The organism is Pseudomonas syringae, from assembly GCF_021606685.1.
In the GTDB taxonomy this organism is placed as follows: domain Bacteria; phylum Pseudomonadota; class Gammaproteobacteria; order Pseudomonadales; family Pseudomonadaceae; genus Aquipseudomonas; species Aquipseudomonas syringae_R.
The window spans coordinates 46,107-68,882 of the sequence record NZ_WKCB01000019.1 but is presented as its reverse complement, the minus strand read 5'-3'; the positions used below and the strand labels follow the sequence as shown (position 1 = coordinate 68,882).

Here is a 22,776-nt window from a genome sequence, read left to right as displayed (position 1 = left end):
GGCAGACCCTCAGCGTCTACTGTCAACTTTCACAGGTAGTCGGGCTCACACGTCATTGCCACGCTCCAGGCGTTCACGCTCCTTGCGCGCCTGGTTTGCGCACTTCTTGTATTCCTCATTGTCGCGAGACGCCTTGGCCCGGCGATAGCCGTGGTGGTTCTGGCTGGTGTAATTGGTACTGAAGGCTTGCTTGAGCTTCTGCAGTTCTTCTTTGCATTCGCGGCGATCATTGCTGGCCGAGGCGCTGCCAGCCGCCAGCAGGCCAAGCAAAATCAGGGTAGGGCTGAGCTTCATCCGGTCTGGTTCCTTGTCGGCGGGCATGCGCCAAGGCTAGACCACCCTCAGCATTCTGCCAAAGCCAATCTCACATAACACAACGCTGTTGTGGCGAGCGGGCTTGCCCGCGTTGGGGCGCGTAGCGCACCCGGAAATGGGCCTGCTTAGCAGTCCAACGCGGGCAAGCCCGCTCGCCACATAACGGTGTACGCACGCACTGCTGTTGTGCGCGGTAACGTTGGCCTGAGTCGCCAGGTAGCAATAGGCCTGCAATCACTGGCTTGGGCCCATCTCGCGGGAAATCCAGTATCCAGATGATTTAAAACGAATTTATTTCACGCATGTTTTTCTGTTACTGCGTGTGGCACACTTTCTGCTGTCTATTCCGTTGTTACATACTAAGTTCCGGTATAGCGGAATACACAACCCCTGGAGTGCTTGTCATGCATCACCGACCTTCCGTGTTCAAAGCGTGTGTTTTTCTCTTCGCCGCATCGGCTTCCTTCGCCAGCATCGTGCAGGCGGCGGACAGCAAGCTCGATGATGTGCTCAAGCGTGGGCACTTGATCGTGGGTACAGGCAGTACCAATGCGCCGTGGCACTTCCAGGGAGCGGATGGCAAGTTGCAGGGGTTTGATATCGACATTGGCCGCATCGTGGCCAAGGGCTTGTTCAACGACCCGAGCAAGGTCGAGTTTGTGGTGCAGTCGTCCGACGCACGCATTCCCAACCTGCTGACCGACAAGGTCGACATGAGTTGCCAGTTCATCACCGTCACCGCCAGCCGTGCGCAGCAGGTGGCCTTCACCCTGCCGTACTACCGCGAAGGTGTAGGCCTGCTGCTGCCGAACAACAGCAAGTACAAAGAGATCGAAGACCTGCAAGCCGCCGGCGACGACGTCACCGTGGCTGTACTGCAAAACGTGTACGCCGAAGAACTGGTGCACCAGGCGCTGCCCAAAGCCAAGGTCGACCAATACGACAGCGTCGACTTGATGTACCAGGCGGTGAACTCCGGCCGTGCCGATGCTGCCGCCACCGACCAGTCTTCGGTCAAGTACCTGATGGTGCAGAACCCAGGCCGCTACCGCAGCCCGGCCTACGCCTGGAGCCCGCAGACCTACGCGTGCGCCGTCAAGCGTGGCGACCAGGACTGGCTGAACTTCGTCAACACCGCGCTGCATGAAGCCATGACCGGTGTGGAGTTCCCCACCTACAAGGCCTCGTTCAAGCAATGGTTCGGCGTAGACCTGCCGGAACCCGCCATCGGCTTCCCGGTTGAGTTCAAGTAAACCGTAAACCCTGGGGCGTCGCTGCCGGCGCCCCAATCAGGTACTGCTGACCATGAACTATCAGTTGAACTTTGCCGCTGTCTGGCGTGATTTCCCCAGCTTGCTGGCGGGACTTGGCCTTGGGCTCGAGCTGGCACTGCTGTCGATCGCCATCGGCTGCGTGATCGGCTTGTTGATGGCGTTTGCCATGCTCTCCAAACACCGCGCGTTACGCATCCTTGCGTCGGTGTACGTGACGGTGGTGCGCAATACGCCGATCCTGGTCCTGATCCTGTTGATCTACTTTGCCTTGCCGAGCCTGGGCATCCGGTTGGACAAGATCCCGTCGTTCATCATTACCCTGTCGCTGTACGCCGGTGCGTACCTGACCGAAGTGTTCCGCGCCGGGCTGTTGAACATTCCCAAGGGGCTGCGTGAAGCCGGGCTGGCCATCGGCCTGGGCGAGTGGCGCATCCGTGCCTATATCACCGTGCCGGTGATGCTGCGCAACGTGCTGCCGGCGCTGTCGAACAACTTTATCTCGCTGTTCAAGGACACCTCGCTGGCCGCCGCGATTGCCGTGCCGGAGCTGACCTATTACGCCCGCAAGATCAACGTCGAAAGCTACCGGGTGATTGAAACCTGGCTGGTCACGACCGCGCTCTACGTGGCTGCCTGTTACCTCATTGCCATGCTGCTCCGTTACCTGGAACAGCGTCTGGCGATCCGTCGTTAAGGAAGGTTTCCATGTACGAATCCCCAAGCTGGTTGCATGAGTTGTGGATCGCCCGGGATACCCTCTGGGCGGGCTTTCAAGCCAGCGTTTATGTGTCGGCGCTGGCGATTATCTTTGGCACGCTGATCGGCATCGTCGCCGGGTTGATCCTGACCTACGGCAAGTTCTGGATGCGCGCGCCGTTTCGGCTGTACGTCGACCTTATCCGTGGCACGCCGGTGTTTGTGCTGGTGCTCGCGTGTTTTTACATGCTGCCGGCGCTCGGTTGGCAGATCACTGCGTTCCAGGCCGGCGCCGTCGGGCTGACCTTGTTCTGCGGCTCTCACGTTTCGGAGATCGTGCGCGGTGCGCTGCAAGCCATTCCCCGTGGGCAACTGGAAGCGAGCAAGGCGATCGGTCTGACGTTCTACCAGTCCCTGGGCTACGTGCTATTGCCCCAGGCGCTGCGCCAGATTCTGCCGACCTGGGTCAATTCCTCCACGGAAATCGTCAAGGCCTCGACCTTGCTCTCGGTGATCGGCGTGGCCGAATTGCTGCTCAGCACCCAGCAAGTGATCGCGCGCACCTTCATGACCCTGGAGTTCTACCTGTTCGCCGGGTTTCTGTTCTTTGTCATCAACTACGCCATCGAGTTATTCGGGCGCTACATTGAAAAGCGGGTGGCCTTGCCATGAACCAACCTCACACCAACCAACCGTTGCTGAACATTCGTGGCCTGCGTAAACAATACGGCGAGGTCGAAGTGCTCAAGGGCGTCGACTTGTCCATGCAGCGCGGCAACGTGGTCACGTTGATCGGCTCCAGCGGCTCGGGCAAGACCACGCTGCTGCGTTGCGTCAACCTGCTGGAAGAGTTCCAGGGCGGGCAGATCACCCTCGACGGCGAGTCCATCGGCTACAGCGAAATCGCCGGCAAGCGCGTGCGTCACCCCGAGCGGGTGATTGCCCAGCACCGCGCGATGACCGGCATGGCGTTCCAGCAATTCAACCTGTTCCCCCATCTGACCGCGCTGCAAAACGTCACGCTCGGCCTGCTCAAGGTCAAAAAGATGGGCAAGGACGAAGCGGTGGCCCTGGCCGAAAAATGGCTGGACCGCGTCGGGCTGCTGGAGCGGCGCAATCACTTTCCTGGCCAGCTGTCCGGCGGTCAGCAACAGCGTGTGGCGATTGCCCGTGCGATTGCGATGAACCCCAGCCTGATGCTGTTCGATGAAGTGACCTCGGCCCTCGACCCGGAGCTGGTGGGCGAGGTACTCAGCGTGATCAAGGGGCTGGCGGAAGAGGGCATGACCATGTTGCTGGTCACCCACGAAATGCGCTTTGCCTATGAAGTGTCCGACCAGATCGTGTTCATGAACCAGGGCCGCATTGAAGAGCAGGGCAGCTCGAAGGATATCTTCGAGCGCCCGCAGTCGCCGCGCCTGGCGGAATTTTTGAAGAACATTCGTTTTTAATCAGGAGCACATTGTATGAGCATTACTCGTTACGGCGCCGGAAGTACTGCCGGCGGCGGCCAGCCCCGTCCCTTTGCCCGCGCCGTGGAAGCGGACGGTTGGCTGTACGTTTCAGGCCAAGTGCCGGCGGTGGACGGCGAAATCATCACCGGCGGGATCATCGAGCAAACCCGCCAGACCATGCGCAACGTGGTAGCGATTCTGGAAGAAGCCGGCTACGAGCTCAAAGACGTGGTGCGCGTCGGCGTCTGGCTGGAAGACCCGCGAGACTTCTGGAGTTTCAACAAGGTGTTCGGCGAATACTTCACCCCCGAACACGCCCCGGCACGGGCCTGTGTGCAGGCCAATATGATGGTGGACTGCAAGGTGGAGATTGATTGCGTGGCTTACAAGAAAAAGGGCTAAATGCAGCGATCTATTGATCGCTACATACCCAATGTGGGAGCGGGCTTGCTCGCGAATGCGGTAGATCAGTTGCAGATGCGTTCACTGACACACCGCATTCGCGAGCAAGCCCGCTCCCACAGGGGATCTGTGTTGATAGCAACACCTTTTAACCGGACCGAACTGCCATGACCGAAGACACCATCAAACGCCGCGCCAAAGGCCTGGACCGTGCATTCGATATCCTCGATTTCCTCAAGGAAATCGGCCAGCCGCTGCGCCCGAATGATATTGCCAGCGGCATCGGCAGCCCCAAATCCACGGTGTACGAGCTGGTTGCGTCACTGCTTGAGCGACGCATCCTGGAAACCGTGGGCAAGGACGGTCACGTCTACCTCGGCCGCCAACTGTACTTCCTCGGCCAGGCGCACCTGCGCCATTTCGACCTCACCCGAGAGGCTGACCACGCCTTGCAGGAGATCGTCAGCCAGACCCACGAAACCGCGCAGATGTGCCTGCTCAACGGGCGCAAATACACGGTGGCGTTGATGCGCGAGGGTGAGCGGCACTTTCGGATTTCGTCCGACATCGGCGAAAACGCACCGATCCCGTGGACCGCGTCCGGGCGCCTGTTGCTGGGGCACTTGAGCGACCAGCAGATCATCGACCTGATCGACCACGACGACTTCATCCTGCCGAATGGCCAGCGGTTACCACTGGAGACGTTCCTGGCGCAGATCCGTCAGGCCACCCTCGATGGGTTCTTTTCCTTCGACAGTGTGGCCGACACCTTTACCCATTGCTTTGCCGCCCCGGTCCGGGACGCGCAGGGCGTCAGCATTGCGACCCTGTGCATCGTGGCGCCGCGCGCCGATGCCATCAACCACTACAACGACTATCGCCGGGTGTTGATCGAAAGCGCCAACAACCTGGCCCGTCGCATTAACGAATAGGAGCTTTTGCATGCCTGCCCTCAATGCCGTTGAAAAGGGCGCCGCCGCTGTCGGTGCCCATCTGGTCCGTGACGTCAGCCTGCCGGCCCTGGTGCTGCACCGCGACGCCCTGGAACACAACATTCGCTGGATGCAGGACTTTGTCAGCAACAGCGGCGCAGAGCTTGCGCCCCATGGCAAAACCAGCATGATGCCGGCGCTGTTCCAGCGCCAGATCGCCCAGGGCGCCTGGGGCATCACCCTGGCCAATGCGGTGCAGACCCGCGCGGCCTACGCCGGTGGCGTGCGCCGGGTGTTGATGGCCAACCAACTGGTGGGCGCGCCGAACATGGCGTTGATCGCCGACCTGCTGACCGACAAGGATTTCGACTTTCACTGCATGGTCGACCACCCGGACAACGTCGCCGACCTGGGCCTGTTCTTCGCTGCGCGTGGCCTGCGCCTCAACGTGATGATCGAATACGGTGTGGTCGGCGGCCGTTGCGGCTGCCGCAGCGAGCAGCAAGTGCGCGACCTGGCCAAGGCCATCAAGGCCCAGCCGGCCCTCGCGCTGACGGGTATCGAGGGTTACGAAGGCGTGATCCACGGGGAGCACGCCATCAGTGGTATCCGCGCCTTCGCCGCGAGCCTTGTGCGCCTGGCCGTGGACCTGCAAAACAACGGTTCCTTTGACCTGCCCAAGCCCATCGTCACTGCCTCGGGTTCGGCCTGGTACGACCTGATCGCCGAGTCGTTCGAAGCGCAGAACGCCGCAGGTCGCTTCCTCAGCGTCTTGCGCCCCGGCAGCTACGTGGCCCACGACCACGGCATCTACAAAGAGGCGCAATGCTGCGTACTTGAGCGCCGCAGCGACCTCAATGAAGGCCTGCGCCCGGCCCTGGAAGTCTGGGCCCATGTGCAGTCGCTGCCCGAGCCTGGCTTTGCGGTGATCGCCCTGGGCAAGCGCGACGTGGCTTACGACGCCGGCCTGCCGGTACCGCTCAAGCGCTACAAGGCCGGGATTGTGCCGGCAGAAGGCGATGATGTGACCGCGTGCAAGGTCACCGCCGTGATGGATCAGCACGCGTTCATGACGGTGGCGCCTGGGGTTGAGTTGCGCATTGGCGACATCATTTCCTTTGGCACCTCGCACCCGTGCCTGACGTTCGACAAGTGGCAGGTCGGCTGCCTGGTGGATGAGCAGTTGCAGGTACTTGAGTCGCTGCAGACCTGCTTCTAGACCGAGTCGCGGCCTGCGCGAGCAAGCCCGCTCCCACATTCGACCGAGTTCCTTCAGTGGAAATGCAATCAAATGTGGGAGGGGGCTTGCCCGCGATCAGGCCATCAGCCACACCAGAGATCACACGGCATGAGCACAACCCCCCGCATCGCCCTGATCGGCGAATGCATGATCGAACTGCAACACCGCGCCGACGGCAGCCTGCAACAGAGCTTTGGCGGCGATACCCTGAACGCGGCGGTGTACCTGCGCCGCGAGCTGGGCGAGACCGGCAGCGTCGACTACGTCACCGCCCTGGGCGATGACAGCTTCAGCGATGCGATGTGCGCGCACTGGGCCGAGGAAGGCCTCGGGCTGGAGCGCGTGCAGCGCTTGCCCGGTCGTCTGCCCGGCTTGTATTGCATCCAGACCGATGCCAACGGCGAACGCAAATTCCTCTACTGGCGCAACGAAGCGGCCGTGCGTGATTGCTTCACCACGCCGGCGGCCGAACCGATCCTGGCGGCGTTGCCGGGTTACGACGTGGTGTATTTCAGCGGCATTACCCTGGCGGTGCTGGGCGAAGTCGGACGTGAACGGCTACTGCAAGCCCTGGTTGAAACTCGTCGACGCGGGGGCAAGGTGGTGTTCGACAACAATTACCGGCCGCGCCTGTGGGCCAGCGTCGAGGCGGCACGCGCGGCGTATCACGAGGTGCTGGCCGAGGTGGATATCGCCTTGCTCACCGAGGATGACGAGCGTGGGTTGTTTGGTTATGCCGACAGCGAGCAGGTGTTCGCGGCGTACCCGGCGATTGCGGAAGTGGTGCTCAAGCGCGGCGCGGATGCGTGCTTGATCCGTTGTGACGGCGAGCGTTTTGCGGTGCCGGCGTTGAAGGTGGCCAAGGTAGTGGATACGACGGCGGCGGGGGATTCTTTCAGTGCGGCTTATCTGGCCGCTCGGCTCAAGGGCGGGACGCCGGAGGAGGCGGCCTTGGCCGGGCATCAGTTGGCGAGTCGGGTGATTCAGGTGCCGGGGGCGTTGATTCCCAGGTGAATGGCCGCCTGCGGCGGATCGGGAGCAAGCCCCCTCCCACAGTTAACCGTGTTCCTGCGATTGAAATGCGGTCGAAGGTGGGAGGGGGCTTGCCCCCGATAGCTATTTAAAGCCAAACACTCAATCCCGGTAAAACACCTGCACCAGGTGATACCCGAACTTGCTTTTGATCGGCCCGTGAACCACTTTCACCGGCTTCTTGAAGATCACCGCATCAATCGCCCCAACCATCTGCCCTGGCCGTACTTCACCCAGATCACCACCGCGCTTGCCGGACGGGCAGGTCGAGTACTTCTTGGCCAGCACATCAAAGGCTTCGCCCTTGGCGATGCGTTGCTTGAGCTGTTCGGCTTCTTCGCTGGTCTTCACCAGAATATGGCGGGCTTGGGCTTTCATCTCTCTCTTCCGGGTGTGCGACGGCGCGCGATTATGCCTGAACTCATTCGACGACGCTGATCATGCTGCGGATTTTTGTGGCCAGCACGTCGATGGAGAAAGGCTTGGCCACCATGTCCATGCCGTCCTCGAGAAAACCCTGGCGCTCGGCGGCTTTTTCCGCGTAACCGGTCATGAACAGCACGCGCAACCCTGGCCGGTGTTGACGGGCGATTTCCGCCAGTTGCCGGCCGTTCATGCCAGGCAGGCCGACGTCGGTGACCAGCAAGTCCACGCGCAGATCCGACTCCAGCAGCGGCAGCGCCGTGCGCGAATCCGCGGCCTGGTGCGCGGTGTAGCCCAGCTCATCGAGCACATTGACCACCAGCATGCGCACCGCCGGGTCGTCCTCGACCACCACCACGGCTTCACCGGCCAGTGCCACCGGCGCTTCGCCGAGGCTGGCGGGCAGGCTGCTTTCCAGCGCGGTGCCATGCAAGCGCGGCAGGTACAGGCGCACACAGGTGCCCTGGCCCGGTTCGCTTTGAATGGTCACGTGGCCGCCTGACTGCTGTGCAAACCCGTAGATCATTGACAGCCCAAGGCCGGTGCCCTGGCCGATGGGTTTGGTGGTAAAGAACGGGTCGAACGCCTTGGCGAGGATCTTGGGCGCCATGCCGGTGCCGTTGTCGCACACGCCGAGCATCACATAGTCGCCGGCCCGCACCGGTTCCAGGGTGGTGATATCGGTGCCGTCCAGGTAGCTGTTGGCGGTTTCGATCAGCAGTTCGCCGCCGTCGGGCATGGCATCGCGGGCGTTGATCACCAGGTTGAGCAGGGCGTTTTCCAGTTGGCTGGCGTCGGTATTTACCGGCCAAATGTCATGGCCCAGCTGCACCTTGAGCGCGATGTGCGCGCCTTTGGTACGCCGGAACAAGTCCTCCAGGGACGCCACCAAGTGGTTGGGGTCGAGCGGGCGGCGGTCCAGCGACTGGCGCCGCGAGAACGCCAGCAGCCGGTGGGTCAGGGCGGCCGCACGGTGGGCCGAGGACACGGCAGCCTCGGTGAAGCGGCCGATCTCCTCGCTGCGCCCGGCGGCGATATAGCGCTGCATCAGGTCCAGGCTGCCGATGATGCCGGTGAGCATATTGTTGAAGTCGTGGGCGATACCCCCGGTGAGCTGGCCCACCGCTTCCATCTTTTGCGCATGGCGCAGGGCATCTTCGGCGCGTTCGCGCTCGAACATCTCGTTCTGCAGGCGCTGGTTGGCTTCGGCCAGCGCCTGCGTGCGCTGGGCCACGCGCTCTTCGAGGTTTTCGTTGAGGTGGCGCAGCGCCTCTTCGGTGAGTTTGCGTTCAGTTTCGTCGATGACAAAGATGTAGAACCCATTCACCGAACCATCATTGCTGAAGCGCGGCAGGTACTTCATCAGTGCATGGCGTGGCCGGCCATCGCGGTGCGGGGTGATGGTCATTAAACTGCACGCCTTGCCCTTGAGCGCGGCGTTGATCTTGTCCTCGCGCCCGGCGTATACCTCGTCACCGAGCACCTCGCGGATGGTCTTGCCGTACAGCTCCTGGGGCGTCATGCCGTACCACTCCAGGTACGCGCTGTTGTTCAGGCGAAAACGCTGCTCGTGGTCGACGTAGCCGATCAGCACCGGCATGGCGTTGATGATCAGTTGCAGCTCGGTCTGGCTTTGGCGCAGGGCCTGCTCGGTGTGCTTGCGCTCGGTGAGGTCCAGTGCGGCGCCGAGGAAGCGCGCCGGACGGCCTTGATGGTCCTTGTAGCAGCGGCCACGGGCAAACACCCAGCGCACCTGGCCGTCGGCCTGCAGCAGGCGGTATTCCTCGGCGTACTCGGTGCCAAAGGTGATGCAATGCTTGATGCTGCGCGCCACCATGCTGCGGTCTTCGGGGTGCACGCCTTGCAGGTAGTCGCTGATCGGCAGCAGCCTGGCGTCGTCGGGCTCCACGCCGTGCAAGTAGGCGAAGTGCGCGTCGGCGATGAAGCGATCTTCGCCGATGTCCCAATCCCAGGTGCCCACCGCGTCGGTTGCCGCCAGTGCAAGCTGCAGGCGTTGCTCGGTGTTGTGCTGCGCCTTGAGGCTGTCTTCGGAGCGCTGTTGCAGTTCGAGGGCTTTGCTGCGGCGCTCGTTGGTTTCGATGGCGGTGACCAGGATGCCGGCCACGGCGCCGCTCTCATCGCGGATCGGGCTGTAGGTCAGGTCCAGCCAGATCTCGGTGTCGCGGTGGTTGCGTTGCAGCACGAAACGCTGCTCGGTGAAGGTGCGCACCTGGCCGTCAAGCACGGCGTCGTAGATGGGTGCGGTGAAGCTTTCCAGCTCCGGCCAGGTGGTATGTGCCGGCTGGCCGAGGGCGTCGGGGTGTTTGTTGCCCGCCAGGCGTGCGAAGCCATCGTTGTAGAGCTGGGTCAGTTGGTTGCCCCACAGCAGGAGCATCGGCATCGGTGAGTTGACGACGATATCCATGGCCGTGCGCAGGCTTTGCGGCCAGTCATTGGCCTCACCGAGGGGGCTTTGTGCCCAGTCCAGCTGTGCAATCAATGCAGCAGCTTCGCTACCGGTGGATGTTCCATTCATGAAAAAGCCCTGAGCATGACGCTTTGAAAAAGACAAAGACCGATTATCCCGTGAGTCGGGAACGGCTGACTACCCCTCGAAAAATAGCATGCATTGGGGTTTTGTCTTCAAATGAGTCGCTCAGGGCTGAAACCTTTCATCTTTACGCCAGCTCCGGGCGGTCGCGAAACTGTGCCAGGGCCTCGGGGTTGGCCAGTGCGTCGGTGTTCTTTACCGGCTCGCCATGCACCACATTGCGCACTGCCAACTCAACGATCTTGCCGCTGATGGTGCGGGGGATATCAGTGACCGCCAGGATCTTGGCCGGCACATGGCGTGGCGTGGTGTTGGCGCGGATCACCTGGCGGATCTGTTGCTCCAGGGCATCATCCAGCACGACACCGTCATCCAGGCGCACGAACAGCACCACGCGCACGTCTTCCTGCCAGCGTTGGCCGATGGCCAGGCTTTCCACGACCTGCGGCACTTTCTCCACCTGGCGATAGATCTCGGCCGTGCCGATGCGCACGCCACCGGGGTTGAGCACCGCGTCGGAGCGCCCGTGGATCAGCCAGCTGCCATTCGGGGGTTGCTCGGCGTAGTCGCCCTGGGCCCACACACCGGGGAACTGGCTGAAATACGAGGCGCGCAGTTTCGTCCGGTCCGGGTCGTTCCACAAACCAATCGGCATGGCCGGGAAGTGTCGCGTGCACACCAGCTCGCCTTTTTCGCCGATCAGCGGCCGACCCTGGTCGTCCCACACCTCGATGGCCATTGCCAGGCTCTTGGACTGCATCTCACCACGGCGCACCGGCAACACTGGGTTGCCGATCACAAAGCAGGACACGATATCGGTGCCGCCCGACATCGACGACAGACACAGCTGCGCCTTGATCTCGCGATACACGTAGTCGTAGCTCTGGGGCGACAGTGGCGAGCCGGTGGAAATCAGCCCTTTGAGGCTGCCCAGGTCATGGCTCAAGCGCGGTTGCAGCCCGGCCTTTTCCAGGGTGGCGAGGAACTTGGGGCTGGTGCCGAACACGCTGATTTTTTCCGCATCGATCAGGTCGATCAAACGCTCCGGGCCAGGGTGAAAAGGCGAGCCGTCATACAGCACCGCCGTGGCCCCCAGTGCCAACACCGACACCAGCCAGTTCCACATCATCCAGCCGCAGGTGGTGTAGTAGAACAGGCAATCATCCCGGGACAGGTCGGCGTGCAGGCCGTGCTCCTTGAGGTGGGTGAGCAGCACGCCGCCGGTGCCGTGGATGATGCACTTGGGCACGCCGGTGGTGCCGCTGGAATAGAGGATGTACAGCGGATGGTCGAACGGCACCGCGACGAACTCAGGCTCGCCACCGGGTTGGTAGAAGTCGTTCCACAGCGCGACGCTGGCCTGGGTCCCGTAGTCCTCGATGCGCGCCTGCGGGCGTGCGTACGGCACGATAATCAACTGCTCAAGGGACGGGAGCCGTTCGAGGATTTCATTCAACTTGGCGCTCTGATCAATGGCTTTGCCGGCGTAGCGGTAACCCGCGCAGGTGATCAGCACCTTGGGCTCGATCTGGCCAAAACGGTCAATCACCCCCTGGGTGCCAAAGTCCGGCGACGAGCATGACCAGATCGCGCCGAGGCTGGTGGTGGCGAGCATGCCCACCAGGGTTTGCCAGGTATTGGGCATGCACGCGGCCACCCGATCCCCCAGGCCGACACCGGCTGCCCGCAGGCTGCGTTGCAGGCCGGCGACATGGGCGGCCAGCTCGGCGTAGGTCAATTGTTCGCGCTGGCCGTCTTCGCTGATGGCGACCACGGCCGGGTGCGCATCACGGCGGCGCAACAGGTGCTCGGCGAAGTTCAGGGTCGCACCGGGGAACCACTGGGCGCTGGGCATCCGGGTGTCTTCGATCAGCACTGCCGTGGGTGCGCTGCGAAACTGCACGTCGAAAAAAACCACGATGGCCTGCCAGAAGTCGGCGCGCTGGTCGATGCTCCACTGGTGCAGGGCGGGGTAGTCATGAAGTTGCACGCTGTAGCACTGGTTGATAAAGCGCCGGAACTGGTCCATCCGTGTGGTGTGGATACGTTCGGGGGAGGGCTGCCAGAGGATGTCGGACATTATTGGCCTTTTATTGTGTTCTCAAGCGTTGGGTGAGCGGTGTTGCGGGTCAAGCGTTAAGTAACCGTTAGGATGTGGGACGCGTAACATATCTTCGTACTATTTAGCATGAACCGTTTGAGGATGTTCGACCAATCAGGTGTAGGTCAACAACCCCAAGGCGTGAGAAAAATGCAGCCCTTTAACGTAGGATTTTCTTCTTTACCTCGTTTGAGTACAGAAACGTCCACCCCAAACAATCATGCTGCTCCTGACCGCCCGCTGGATGAGGGCGCGCATGTTTCTCTTCAAAGGGGTGTGCGCCACACGCACGGACGGCACTCTCATTCACGCCACGTCGCGGCCCCTTTGGTCGCGGTTCCGGGTACGCAGCAGGACGCAGACAAGGTAGTCGCGGCGAAGTACATCGCAGGGTTGGAGTCTGCCCGATGGAATGACTGGCCCAGCTACCAAAAGACCATGCTCGCGGATGTCCCAAGCAACTCGAGCATAGGGGTGTGGTGGCAGCAATACCGCGACGCCTTGAACAACCCCAACTTTGTGCAGTGGAGCAAGGAGGTGGGTCTGAACGTTGCCACCATGCGCCTGAATCCCGACACCGGGACCTTGGTGGGTGAGTTCAACGGTGAAAAAAAACAAGTTCTCCTGCGCGCCGATGTGGGGTGGACGGAGGTGGCGGACCCTATCTTGAGCGCGGCGAGAGTGCTTGCGCCGCCGCGTCGTGGCACTCCCATTTCCCTTGGAAGCCCCGATGCAGGTGTGCCGCTGGAGGTGGTGGGCAATTTTTATGCTGAAAACAACGCCGACCCCGCCACGTGGCGTGCTCAAGAACGGGCAGCCGAACTCAAAAAACTCGGAGCATTTCCGGACATCCCAGCCCACGACTCAGGCCGTTCGCCAACCGTGCGTGGCCCACAGGCGCTTGCGGACCAACAGCAAGTGCTCGCCGAGATTGACGACGACTATAGCGTTATGGTTGGGCAACCCGACAAATCCGCCCAGGCCAAGGCCGACAGGCTGCTGGGGGCTCGATTTGCTGCAGAGCTGCGTCAAGGTCCCTGGGACGGAGATGCGCTCTACCAGAAGACCATGAGCGAAATACCCAAGGGGTCCACCTTCGGGCAATGGTGGCAACTCTATCGCGATGCGTTCAAGACGCCGCAATTCCTGAATTGGGTAAAGGCCAATGGCGTAGATGTATCGACGCTGCAAGTCTCCCCACTGCATAACGATGTGTACGCAACCTTCAATGGTACGCCTCAAGCCAGAAACTTCGATCACAACAAGGAGTGGGCGCAAGCACTGGCCCCGATCCAGTCGGCTACGGCCGCGGTGGCCGTCAGCCGCCACAATAAAGCGCCGTCGCCCGTCGACTTCCCTGAAAACGCCGCGCCACTGAAACTGGTGGCAGCCTTCTATGGCCATAACCTTGTTGGCTTTGATGAACATGACGCGGGCCAGACGGCGGATGAGATCGAGAGCAACCCGGCCTCGTTCATCAGCCAAGACAGGGGCGGTATCTCTTCAATGGATTCGCTCCAAGCCCAGCAATTGGCAATAGGCAAGCTGCATGACAAACACGCGCTGACCCAGAGCCTTGCCGACGTCGAAAAAGTGTTTACCAATGGTTCATTGGATAACTTCAGCCGGTTGCTCAAGGACAGCATCTTGCGGGTGCACCCCGATTCGCCCTACGGGCAGCATCACTCCGCGCACCCAGGTCACACCGTGAGCGTGAGTGACTTCATTCAAGGCAGTGGCTTGAGTGTTCCGCACAATCGAGAGCAGTTGTCGAACCTGCGTAAAGTGCTGAACAGTGCGCCGCTGCAAGCGCCTGCGCAAGGCAACTATTGGCGGCTGTTGACCCCACCTATGCTGAGCAGCGAACAGCGCCGGCAGGTTAGTGCGGTGAGCGCTGAGTCTCTGGGGGTACACGGGATACCTCGGCGCGGCGGGATAGCCCGGCTGTTCGGCAGCACGGTTAGAACACTTGCAGGCGAGGGGGCGGCGAAAACGCTTGAACGGCTGCTTTCCAGCACTCAGGCCAAGGCGCTGTCCGAAGTGCTGGAAAAAAAGCTGGGAGGTAAATCCACAGCAACCAGCGCGGTGGATTGGGCGGCCGCAGCCATGGTGCTCAACCTTGATCCGGCCGCCGGTACGCAGCGTAACCGCGTGGCAGGCTACGACTTGGCCCAGGAAAGTAACTGGGGCTTGACGCCACAGGCGATTGTCGACGGCCTGACCCACCATTTGACCACCCAAGGTAAGGTCAGGGAGCCACTGGCGCCTGCTGCTGGCCGACTGCTGCTGGCTGGCATGGCGCCAGAGTTTCTAGTCGCAGAAATGCCCAGCACCCTTGTCTATGGTTCTCATGCATGGTGCAGCTTCAGCATGGCGGTGGCGCGTATCGAAAAGATGGCGCCGGGCGCGTCACAGGGCATGACCTTCCGGGAGGTGATGGCGTTTGGTGATACGCAGCCGATCTCGCTCAGCGAGCAGGACATGCAGGTTGGCGCGCAGCGCGATGCGATTGTGGACTGGGGCATCATCAACGGGTTTATCGCCAAGCGCGCTGACGGCGTCTATTCCAACGAAAGCATCGAGCTGGCGCGCAGGCGATTCAATCAGCAACGCACGGAACTGGCCTCGGCCAGTGACGCACAGCAGGCCGCTATCCCGTCACACAAGGCGCTGGCGCTGGCGCAATTGAGAAAAGTGCTGGGTAACGATATCGACTTTGAAAAGATGTCGGTCAGGTCAGATCAAGCGGGCAAGCCTTTTGACTTTTCGAAGGGGCCGCGTTACTCAATCGTGGAACTCTACATGTCGGGCCTCCTGAATGAGTCGAAATTCAAATGGGCGTGTGAGGACAGCAATGTCCCATTCCAGCGTGTACTACAAGCCGCCCAGTCACTGCCTGACCTCAAAGGGCTTTATCAAGCGCAAGCGGATGGCTACAGCGTAAGGCTCAAAAGCAGTGTGGCCCTGAATATCCGTAATCTGTTGGCTGACCTTCCACTTGAGGACCGCAAGAACTTCCAATCCGGCAACCCCGAAATATATGCCGTGCGCGGCGGCGACTCCGGCCTGGTGATTCGCACACGAAGAACCTCACCGCCAACAGATTACGAATTATTCCCGAGCCAGAAGCTGCTGCGTAAACACAGCGGTTTGCCCGATCCGTTGACAGTGGGCACCCACGGTTCCCTGGCGCTGGACTTTCCCGCCTATCAAAAGGGCGCTAAGCCCCAGGAAGGCAAGACGTCTAAAAATGTGATTATCGAAAGGATCCCCTTTTCCGGTGTAACGGGCAGCGGGTCGATATCCGCTGACGAACCCTCCAATAGCGACAGCATTCCGAGAAGTTTTTTCACCCAGAACACAAAAAATCTGGCAAATGCCGCAGCAGGTTATTTTGTCTCGGGTTTTGAGGCGCTCAAGGAAAAGTCCAAAGGCACGACTGCCCATGTCGACAAAGTACAGTCTGATACGGGCATCAAAGATACGCTGGTCAGGATGATCCCCTTTGTCGCCGCTGCGGAAGATGCAAAGGCGGGTCATTATGGCGCGGCGGCCGTCGACCTTGCGTTTGATGTGTTTGGGTTTCTCGCGCCCGAACTCAAGCTGGTCGAGGCGGGGGCCAGTGCCTTGAGCAAACTGGGAAGTCGAGAAGTCGAGTCGCTTGTCAGTTCACGTGTCGGCAATGCGCTGGAGGGGGAGGTTGCGTCATCGGTGAAGTTGGGTGATGGCGCAGGTGAATTGTCGTCAGCCGGCCATGGCCTCAACCGGCAACACATCCTCAGCCCCTCTGCGTTGAGTGACCTCGTGCGGCGCGGTGACGTGGCAGTGGGATCGGTGCGAGGTGAAGCGGGGTCGGTTGCCGTTCTCGCGCAATATGATGAGGCTGCGCAAAAATGGTATGCCCATGATGCGCGCACTGGTAAGCCGTATGGCCCGCCCTTGAGCGGTTTCACACCCGAGGCCTCCGCCCTTCCGGTCAGTACGCCCGGTGTGGCGCCAGCGGTTCCCAGCTTTCTGGAGCAGGGGCTGGAGCAGGATAACGTCATCCAGATGGGCGGAAAAATGGAAGATCTGCAATTGATCGGCACTGAAATCCATACATTCACCGACACCTATAAAGGGCACAAACGGCTCAATATCGTGGCGCACGGTACTAACCGTAATTGGCTGGACAAGCTGCTTCTCGAGGGTTCAGAGGTGATGGTGGATGGCAAGCCTTACGACGCAAAAAAACTGGTTGCTTTGTTGAAAAGCAAAGGTGTGGACCCCTCAAGCTTTGATAATGTCCGATTGCTGGTTTGTCACTTGGCAGAGGGCAGGGGGTTCTCTTTTGCCAGCCGGTTTCAAAAAATCATCAAGCGGCTAGTGAAGGCCTTTGAAGGCACAGTAACCTTACGCAATGGATCGGACGCCGTCACGCGATCCCGTCTCGAATTAACGAAGGACCTCTCGGCACAGTACCCGAACCTGCCGGGTGCGAGTGTGCAACAACTGGCGGATGCTCAGGTGAGGCGCGACTTCGTAACAAAACTGGCCACGGTGGTACAGAAGAAGCACGGCTCAAAGATTTGGGTCAACAGCTCCGGCGTGGGGGGGCGCCTAATGCTGAGTTGAAAATAATCAACTATAGAAAGGCTCACTTTGGTTATCCGAAGGCGAAAAATCCCGCCTCCTGACAGTCGCCTCAATTCGCCAGGCAGAGAGTGAGGCAGGCACTCTCTGCCTGGCGATTAATCTTTATAAGCCCCCAATCACCGGAGGGCGGGGGGTTATTGCGCGAGCCAACCCCCATCGATATTCCAGGCGGCCCCCCGAACCTGGCTGCCCGCCTCACTGCACAGGAACAACACCAGCTCACCGAGCTGCGGCGGCGTCACAAACTCCAGCGACGGTTGTTTTTCCGCGAGCAAATCATGTTGCGCCTGCTCTGGCTCCACACCGTTGGCGACGCGATCATCAATCTGCTTCTGCACCAGCGGCGTCAGCACCCAGCCTGGGCAGATGGCGTTGCAGGTGACATTGCTGGTGGCGGTTTCCAGGCCAACCACCTTGGTCAAACCGATTACCCCGTGTTTGGCCGCCACGTACGCGGCCTTGCCGACTGAACCGACCTGGCCGTGCACCGAGGCGATGTTGACGATACGCCCCCAGCCCTTGGCCTTCATCCCTGGCAGGCTCAAGCGTGTGCTGTGGAACACCGAGGACAGGTTGATCGCAATGATCGAGTCCCAGCGCTCCACCGGGAAGTCTTCCACCGCCGCCACATGCTGGATGCCGGCGTTGTTCACCAGGATATCCACGCCGCCGAATTCGCGCTCGGCGTAGGCAAGCATGTCGGCGATCTGCGCCGGGTCGCTGACGTCCGCCGGGTGGTGGCCGACCTTGCCGCCGAACGCCTGCACTTGGGCGATCACTGCGCTGGCGTCGCCGAAGCCATTGAGGATCAGGTTGGCGCCGGCCTTGGCCAGGCTCAGCGCAATCCCTAAACCGATACCGCTGGTGGAGCCGGTGACCAGGGCGGTCTTGCCGTTCAATGTCGTCATGAAAACCTCACACAATGCCGGTGGCGTAGAAAGTACCGATCACCACGAACACCGCGAGGGTCTTGATGATCGTGATGCCAAAAATGTCCTTGTAGGCTTCGCGGTGGGTCAGCCCGGTGACCGCCAGCAGCGTAATCACCGCGCCGTTGTGGGGCAGGGTGTCCATGCCGCCGCTGGCCATGGCCGCAACGCGGTGCAGCACCTCAAGGGGGATATTGGCCGCATGGGCCGCTGAAATAAAGCTCTCGGACATGGCCGCCAGCGCGATGCTCATGCCGCCGGACGCCGAACCGGTGATACCGGCCAGCAGGGTCACGGTAATCGCTTCGTTGACCAACGGGTTGGGAATGCCCTTGAGCCAGTCCGCCAGTACCAGAAAGCCCGGCAGCGAGGCGATCACCGCACCAAAGCCGTATTCCGACGCGGTGTTCATCGCCGCCAACAGTGCACCGCTGACCGCACTTTTACTGCCCTCGGCCAGCTTGCTTTTGATCGCCGACCAACCGAACGCCAGCACCATGAGGATGCCTACGAGCAACGCGGCCTGCACCGCCCAGATTGCCGTGAGCTTGGCAATCTCGGTGGTCACCGGCGTACTCATGCCCGGCAGGCTGAGGCTGTGGGTCTTGCCGTACCACTGCGGGATCCAGTGGGTGAACAGCAGGTTCATCACGCCCACCAGGATCAATGGCGAGAGGGCAATCCACGGATTGGGCAGCGTCAGGTTTTCAGCGGTTTCCGGCTCGTTGCGCAGCTCGGTGCCATAGCCCTCGCCGGCGCGCTGGGCTTTGTTGCGTTGACGCGCGAGGTACAGCATGCCGGTGCAGAACACGAAGATTGTGCCGATCACCCCCAGCCATGGCGCGGCCCAGGCGGTGGTGTTGAAAAACGTGCTGGGGATGATGTTCTGGATCTGCGGCGTGCCGGGCAGGGCGTCCATGGTGAACGAAAAGGCGCCGAGGGCGATGGTGGCCGGGATCAAGCGCTTGGGAATGTTGCTCTGGCGGAACATCTCGGCGGCGAACGGGTACACCGCAAACACCACCACAAACAGCGACACGCCGCCGTAGGTGAGCAGGGCGCAGACCAGCACAATCACCAGCATCGCCTGGCGTGTGCCGAGCAAGCGGATTGCAGCGGCGACAATCGAGCGCGAAAAGCCCGACAGCTCGATCAGCTTGCCGAACACCGCACCGAGCAGGAACACCGGGAAATACAGTTTGATAAAGCCGACCATTTTCTCCATGAACACCCCGGTAAAGGCAGGGGCAACGGCAGACGGGTCAGTGAGCAGCACGGCGCCTAGGGCGGCGATGGGGGCAAACAGGATAACGCTATAGCCACGGTAAGCAGCCAGCATCAGCAGCGCCAAGGCTGCCAGGGCAATGATCACACTCATGGTGTGTCTCCATCGGATTGTTATTTTTGTGGGGTGTTGCTGTAGGAGGGGGCTATAGCGAGATGCGTGCCATGTTTGTAAATTACTGAAATTTAAAGCTATTTATAGATTTTAATTTTCACATATCAAATCCCGTCTCGTTATAGAGACAAACAAATAACAACTGTGGGAGGGGGCTTGCCCCCGATAGCGGTCTATCAGCCAGCACACAAGGTGACTGACCTACTGCTATCGGGAGCAAGCCCCCTCCCACATGAAATATCTCTGTTTGAAGAATCATGTCTCTGAAGTGAGATCAGGCAATGCCAAGGGCAACCATTTTCTTGTACAAGGTCGATCTACCCAATCCCAAGCTCTGCGCGGCCTCCACCACATTCCCCTCACAACCCTTGAGCGCCGCCGCGATCACCTGTCGATCAAAACGCTCCCGCGCCGCCGCAAACGTCTCACCCTCGACTGCCTCCGCCGGGCCCCGCGCCACCGGGCTGAATGTGCCGATAGCTGCGCGAATCTGCGTGGCATTCAGCACCAGGTCATCACTCAGCAAGGCCGCGCGCTCCAGCACATTGCGCAGCTCGCGGATGTTCCCCGGCCACGCGTGCTGTGCCAACAGGCTCAGGGCGTCGTGGTCGAGTTCGTGCTGGCTGTGCAGCTCTTCCAGAATCGCCTCGCTCAGCGCGGGGATGTCCTCCAGCCGTTCACGCAGCGGCGGCACCTGGATCGGCAGCACATTCAGCCGGTAATACAAGTCTGCACGAAACTCGCCGCGCTTGATCGCGGCTTCCAGGTCCAGGGAGGTGGCGGCGATCACCCGCACGTCGCTGTGCAGCATCTCGTTGGAGCCTACCGGTTCGAATTCCTTTTCCTGCAACACCCGCAGTAATTTGCTTTGCAGCGGCAGGGGCATGTCGCCGATTTCATCGAGGAACAGCGTGCCGCCCTGGGCAATCTGGAACTTGCCGGGGCGGCCCTTGCGGTCGGCGCCGGTAAACGCCCCCGGCGCGGTGCCGAAAAACTCGGCTTCCAGCAAGTCATGGGGGATCGCTGCGCTGTTGATACTGACAAAGGCCTTGTGCGCACGCGCCGATGCGCCGTGGATGGCCTGGGCCAGCAGCTCCTTGCCGGTGCCGGTTTCGCCCAGCAGCAGCACCGGCGATTCGGCACTCGCACTGCGCCGTGCACGGCGTTTGACTTCGAGGCTGGCGGCGCTGGTGCCGATAAAGTGCGCGAAGTTGTACTTGCTCTGGCGTTTACGCAGCAGCGAACGGGTGGAGGCCAACTCCTGCTGCATGCTCAAGTAACGCTCGATCAGCGGCGACAGGTTGCGCAACTCATCAAACAGCGCAAAGCCAATCGCGCCGATCACCGCGCCGGCGTCGTTGTGGATCGGCAGGCGCATCACCACCAACGGGCCTTTGGGCGTGTCCTGGATATCCAGCAAAATCGGCTGATCGGTGCGCACAACCTGGCGCAACAAGCTGTTGACGATTACCTGCTCACAGGGCTGGCCGATGGCTTCATCGGCGCTGCCGAGGCCGAAGCGCTTGGCGTAGCGCTCGTTCATCCAGACAATGTTCGCGTCACGGTCGACGATCACCGTGCCTTCGCTGGACTGCTCGATAATCTCGAACAACGACTGAATTGCCAGGCCGCGAACCTGCTGGTAATCCGTGAGGTTATCGGTGATTTTCATCGTTATGTCGCCAACCTACAGTGGGGGTGGGTGCGCGATCCTGTGGGAGCTAGCTTGCTCGCGAAAGCGGTGTATGAGTTCCGGATACACTGGCTGACACGCCGTCTTCGCGAGCAAGCCCGCTCCCACAGGGGGCTGCTTTTGCTTTTACAAGGGGATGTTCGCCGCCGCCAGCAGCTCTTTGGTGTACGGATGCTGCGGCGATTCGAATACATCATGGCTCGCGCCGCGCTCCACCACCTTGCCGTCCTTGACCACGATCATGTCATGGGCCATGGCGCGCACCACCGCCAGGTCGTGGCTGATAAACAGGTAGGTCAGGCCATATTTTTCCTGCAGTTCGCGCAGCAGCGCCACTACCTGCTTCTGCACCGTGCGGTCGAGGGCGGAAGTGGGTTCATCGAGTAGCATCAACGCAGGTTTAAGCACCAGCGCGCGGGCGATGGCGATGCGCTGGCGCTGGCCGCCGGAAAACTCATGGGGGTAACGGTGGCGGCTGGCAGGGTCGAGGCCGACATCCCTGAGCACCTGAATCACTTGCGCGTCACGCTCGGCCAAGCTGCACGGCGCATGCACTTCCAGGCCTTCGCTGATGATCTGTTGCACCGACATGCGCGGGCTGAGGCTGCCGTAGGGGTCCTGGAACACCACCTGCATCTGCTTGCGCCACGGGCGCATCTGCTGGTTGTTCAGCGGGTCGAGGGCTTCACCCTGGAAGCGGATGCTGCCGGTGGAATCCAGCAGGCGCAGGATCGCCTGGCCCAGGGTGGATTTGCCCGAGCCGGACTCGCCGACAATCCCCAGGGTCTTGCCGCGCTGCACGCTGAGGCTGATGCCGTCGACGGCGCGCAGGTAGTGCTTGCGCCGAAACAGCCCGCCGCCGAGTGGGAACTGCACGCGCAGGTCGGCGACGTCCAACACCGTCTCGCGCGGGTCACTGCACAGCACATCGCCGGAAGGTTCGGCGTCGAGCAACAGGCGGCTGTACGGGTGCTGCGGTGCAGTGAACAGGGTCTGGCAGTCGGCCTGCTCGACGATCTCCCCGGCGCGCATCACACACACGCGCTGGGCAATGCTGCGCACCAGGTTGAGGTCATGGCTGATCAGCAGCAGCGACATACCCAGGCGTTGTTGCAGGGATTTGAGCAGCAACAGGATCTTGCGCTGCACAGTCACGTCCAGCGCCGTGGTTGGCTCGTCGGCGATCAACAGCTCCGGCTCGCAGGCCAGGGCCATGGCGATCATCACCCGTTGGCGCTGGCCGCCGGACAACTGGTGGGGGTAAGCCTTGAGCCGTTCCTGGGGTTTCTGGATGCCCACCAGGTCGAGCAGTTCGAGGATGCGCGCCTGTGCTGCTTTGCCGCCCAGGCCCTTGTGCAGCAGCAGGGTTTCGCCGATCTGCTTTTCGATGCTGTGCAGCGGATTGAGGGAGGTCATCGGCTCCTGGAAGATCATCGCAATGCGGTTGCCGCGCAGCTTCTGCAGGGTGGCCGCCGAAGCGCCGATCAGTTCCTGGCCGCGATACCGGATGGAGCCGGTGGTGACGGTGCCGGCCTCCGGCAGCAGTTGCAGAATCGAATGCGCCGTCACCGACTTGCCCGAGCCCGATTCGCCTACCAGTGCCAGGCACTCGCCGGGGCGTACGTCCAGGCTCAGCGTGTTGACCACGGTCTGGCCGCTGAAGGCGACGCTGAGGTCGCGGATCTCGATCAGGTTCATAC

At 61.2% G+C, this 22,776-nt stretch carries 17 protein-coding genes; 9 read left to right on the top strand and 8 right to left on the bottom strand.

Features of this window, described 5'->3' with window-relative positions:
* Window positions 1-45: 45 nt before the first annotated feature.
* The gene (locus tag GIW02_RS10295) at window positions 46-294 is read right to left on the bottom strand and encodes a hypothetical protein (RefSeq protein WP_236419592.1); all 249 of its coding nucleotides are present in this window, start codon (window positions 292-294) and stop codon (window positions 46-48) included.
* 425 nt (window positions 295-719) lie between these two features.
* Here GIW02_RS10295 and GIW02_RS10290 point away from each other — a divergent pair, with 425 nt between their 5' ends.
* From GIW02_RS10290 to GIW02_RS10255, 8 genes are all read left to right on the top strand, one after another.
* Window positions 720-1,568 carry a transporter substrate-binding domain-containing protein gene (locus tag GIW02_RS10290; RefSeq protein WP_236416981.1) on the top strand — a complete coding sequence of 283 codons (849 nt, stop codon included), beginning with the start codon at window positions 720-722 and terminating at the stop codon, window positions 1,566-1,568.
* A gap of 52 nt (window positions 1,569-1,620) precedes the next feature.
* A complete protein-coding gene (locus GIW02_RS10285; protein WP_236416979.1) occupies window positions 1,621-2,283 on the top strand; it encodes an amino acid ABC transporter permease in 663 nt (220 codons plus the stop codon).
* 11 nt (window positions 2,284-2,294) lie between these two features.
* Entirely contained in the window at window positions 2,295-2,957 is a 663-nt protein-coding gene (locus tag GIW02_RS10280; RefSeq protein ID WP_236416978.1) for an amino acid ABC transporter permease, read from the top strand.
* Window positions 2,954-3,736 (top strand): amino acid ABC transporter ATP-binding protein, encoded by a 783-nt coding sequence (locus GIW02_RS10275; RefSeq protein ID WP_236416976.1) that lies wholly within the window; start codon window positions 2,954-2,956, stop codon window positions 3,734-3,736. The genes GIW02_RS10280 and GIW02_RS10275 overlap by 4 nt, the downstream gene beginning before the upstream one ends.
* 15 nt (window positions 3,737-3,751) lie before the next feature.
* Window positions 3,752-4,141: a RidA family protein gene (locus GIW02_RS10270; protein ID WP_010210958.1), complete on the top strand. Its 390-nt coding sequence runs from the start codon at window positions 3,752-3,754 to the stop codon at window positions 4,139-4,141.
* Window positions 4,142-4,308: 167 nt separating this feature from the next.
* Window positions 4,309-5,073 (top strand): IclR family transcriptional regulator, encoded by a 765-nt coding sequence (locus GIW02_RS10265; RefSeq protein WP_236416974.1) that lies wholly within the window; start codon window positions 4,309-4,311, stop codon window positions 5,071-5,073.
* A 10-nt stretch (window positions 5,074-5,083) separates the two neighbouring features.
* The gene (locus tag GIW02_RS10260) at window positions 5,084-6,292 is read left to right on the top strand and encodes an amino acid deaminase (RefSeq protein ID WP_236416973.1); all 1,209 of its coding nucleotides are present in this window, start codon (window positions 5,084-5,086) and stop codon (window positions 6,290-6,292) included.
* 129 nt (window positions 6,293-6,421) lie between these two features.
* Entirely contained in the window at window positions 6,422-7,327 is a 906-nt protein-coding gene (locus tag GIW02_RS10255; protein WP_236416970.1) for a sugar kinase, read from the top strand.
* Window positions 7,328-7,447: 120 nt separating this feature from the next.
* On the opposite strand, the gene GIW02_RS10250 is transcribed toward GIW02_RS10255, so the two are convergent.
* The 3 genes from GIW02_RS10250 to GIW02_RS10240 form a co-directional block, all read right to left on the bottom strand.
* Entirely contained in the window at window positions 7,448-7,723 is a 276-nt protein-coding gene (locus tag GIW02_RS10250; RefSeq protein WP_003174397.1) for a peptidylprolyl isomerase, read from the bottom strand.
* Window positions 7,724-7,766: 43 nt separating this feature from the next.
* On the bottom strand, window positions 7,767-10,304 hold the full coding sequence (locus tag GIW02_RS10245; protein ID WP_236416968.1) for a hybrid sensor histidine kinase/response regulator: 2,538 nt from the start codon (window positions 10,302-10,304) through the stop codon (window positions 7,767-7,769).
* A gap of 142 nt (window positions 10,305-10,446) precedes the next feature.
* Complete coding sequence (locus tag GIW02_RS10240) at window positions 10,447-12,399, bottom strand: acetoacetate--CoA ligase (RefSeq protein ID WP_236416966.1); 1,953 nt, start codon at window positions 12,397-12,399, stop codon at window positions 10,447-10,449.
* A gap of 123 nt (window positions 12,400-12,522) precedes the next feature.
* Between GIW02_RS10240 and GIW02_RS10235 the strand changes: the two genes are divergently transcribed.
* Window positions 12,523-17,034, top strand: coding sequence for a hypothetical protein (locus tag GIW02_RS10235; protein WP_236421847.1), 4,512 nt, complete (start codon window positions 12,523-12,525; stop codon window positions 17,032-17,034).
* 155 nt (window positions 17,035-17,189) lie between these two features.
* Here GIW02_RS10235 and GIW02_RS10230 read toward each other — a convergent pair whose 3' ends face one another.
* The 4 genes from GIW02_RS10230 to GIW02_RS10215 form a co-directional block, all read right to left on the bottom strand.
* Entirely contained in the window at window positions 17,190-17,963 is a 774-nt protein-coding gene (locus GIW02_RS10230) for a 3-hydroxybutyrate dehydrogenase (RefSeq protein ID WP_236419873.1), read from the bottom strand.
* A gap of 7 nt (window positions 17,964-17,970) precedes the next feature.
* Window positions 17,971-19,362: a GntP family permease gene (locus GIW02_RS10225; protein ID WP_236419871.1), complete on the bottom strand. Its 1,392-nt coding sequence runs from the start codon at window positions 19,360-19,362 to the stop codon at window positions 17,971-17,973.
* A 295-nt stretch (window positions 19,363-19,657) separates the two neighbouring features.
* Window positions 19,658-21,055 (bottom strand): sigma 54-interacting transcriptional regulator, encoded by a 1,398-nt coding sequence (locus GIW02_RS10220; RefSeq protein ID WP_236421846.1) that lies wholly within the window; start codon window positions 21,053-21,055, stop codon window positions 19,658-19,660.
* Window positions 21,056-21,202: 147 nt separating this feature from the next.
* A complete protein-coding gene (locus tag GIW02_RS10215; RefSeq protein WP_236417330.1) occupies window positions 21,203-22,774 on the bottom strand; it encodes an ABC transporter ATP-binding protein in 1,572 nt (523 codons plus the stop codon).
* Window positions 22,775-22,776 lie beyond the last annotated feature (2 nt).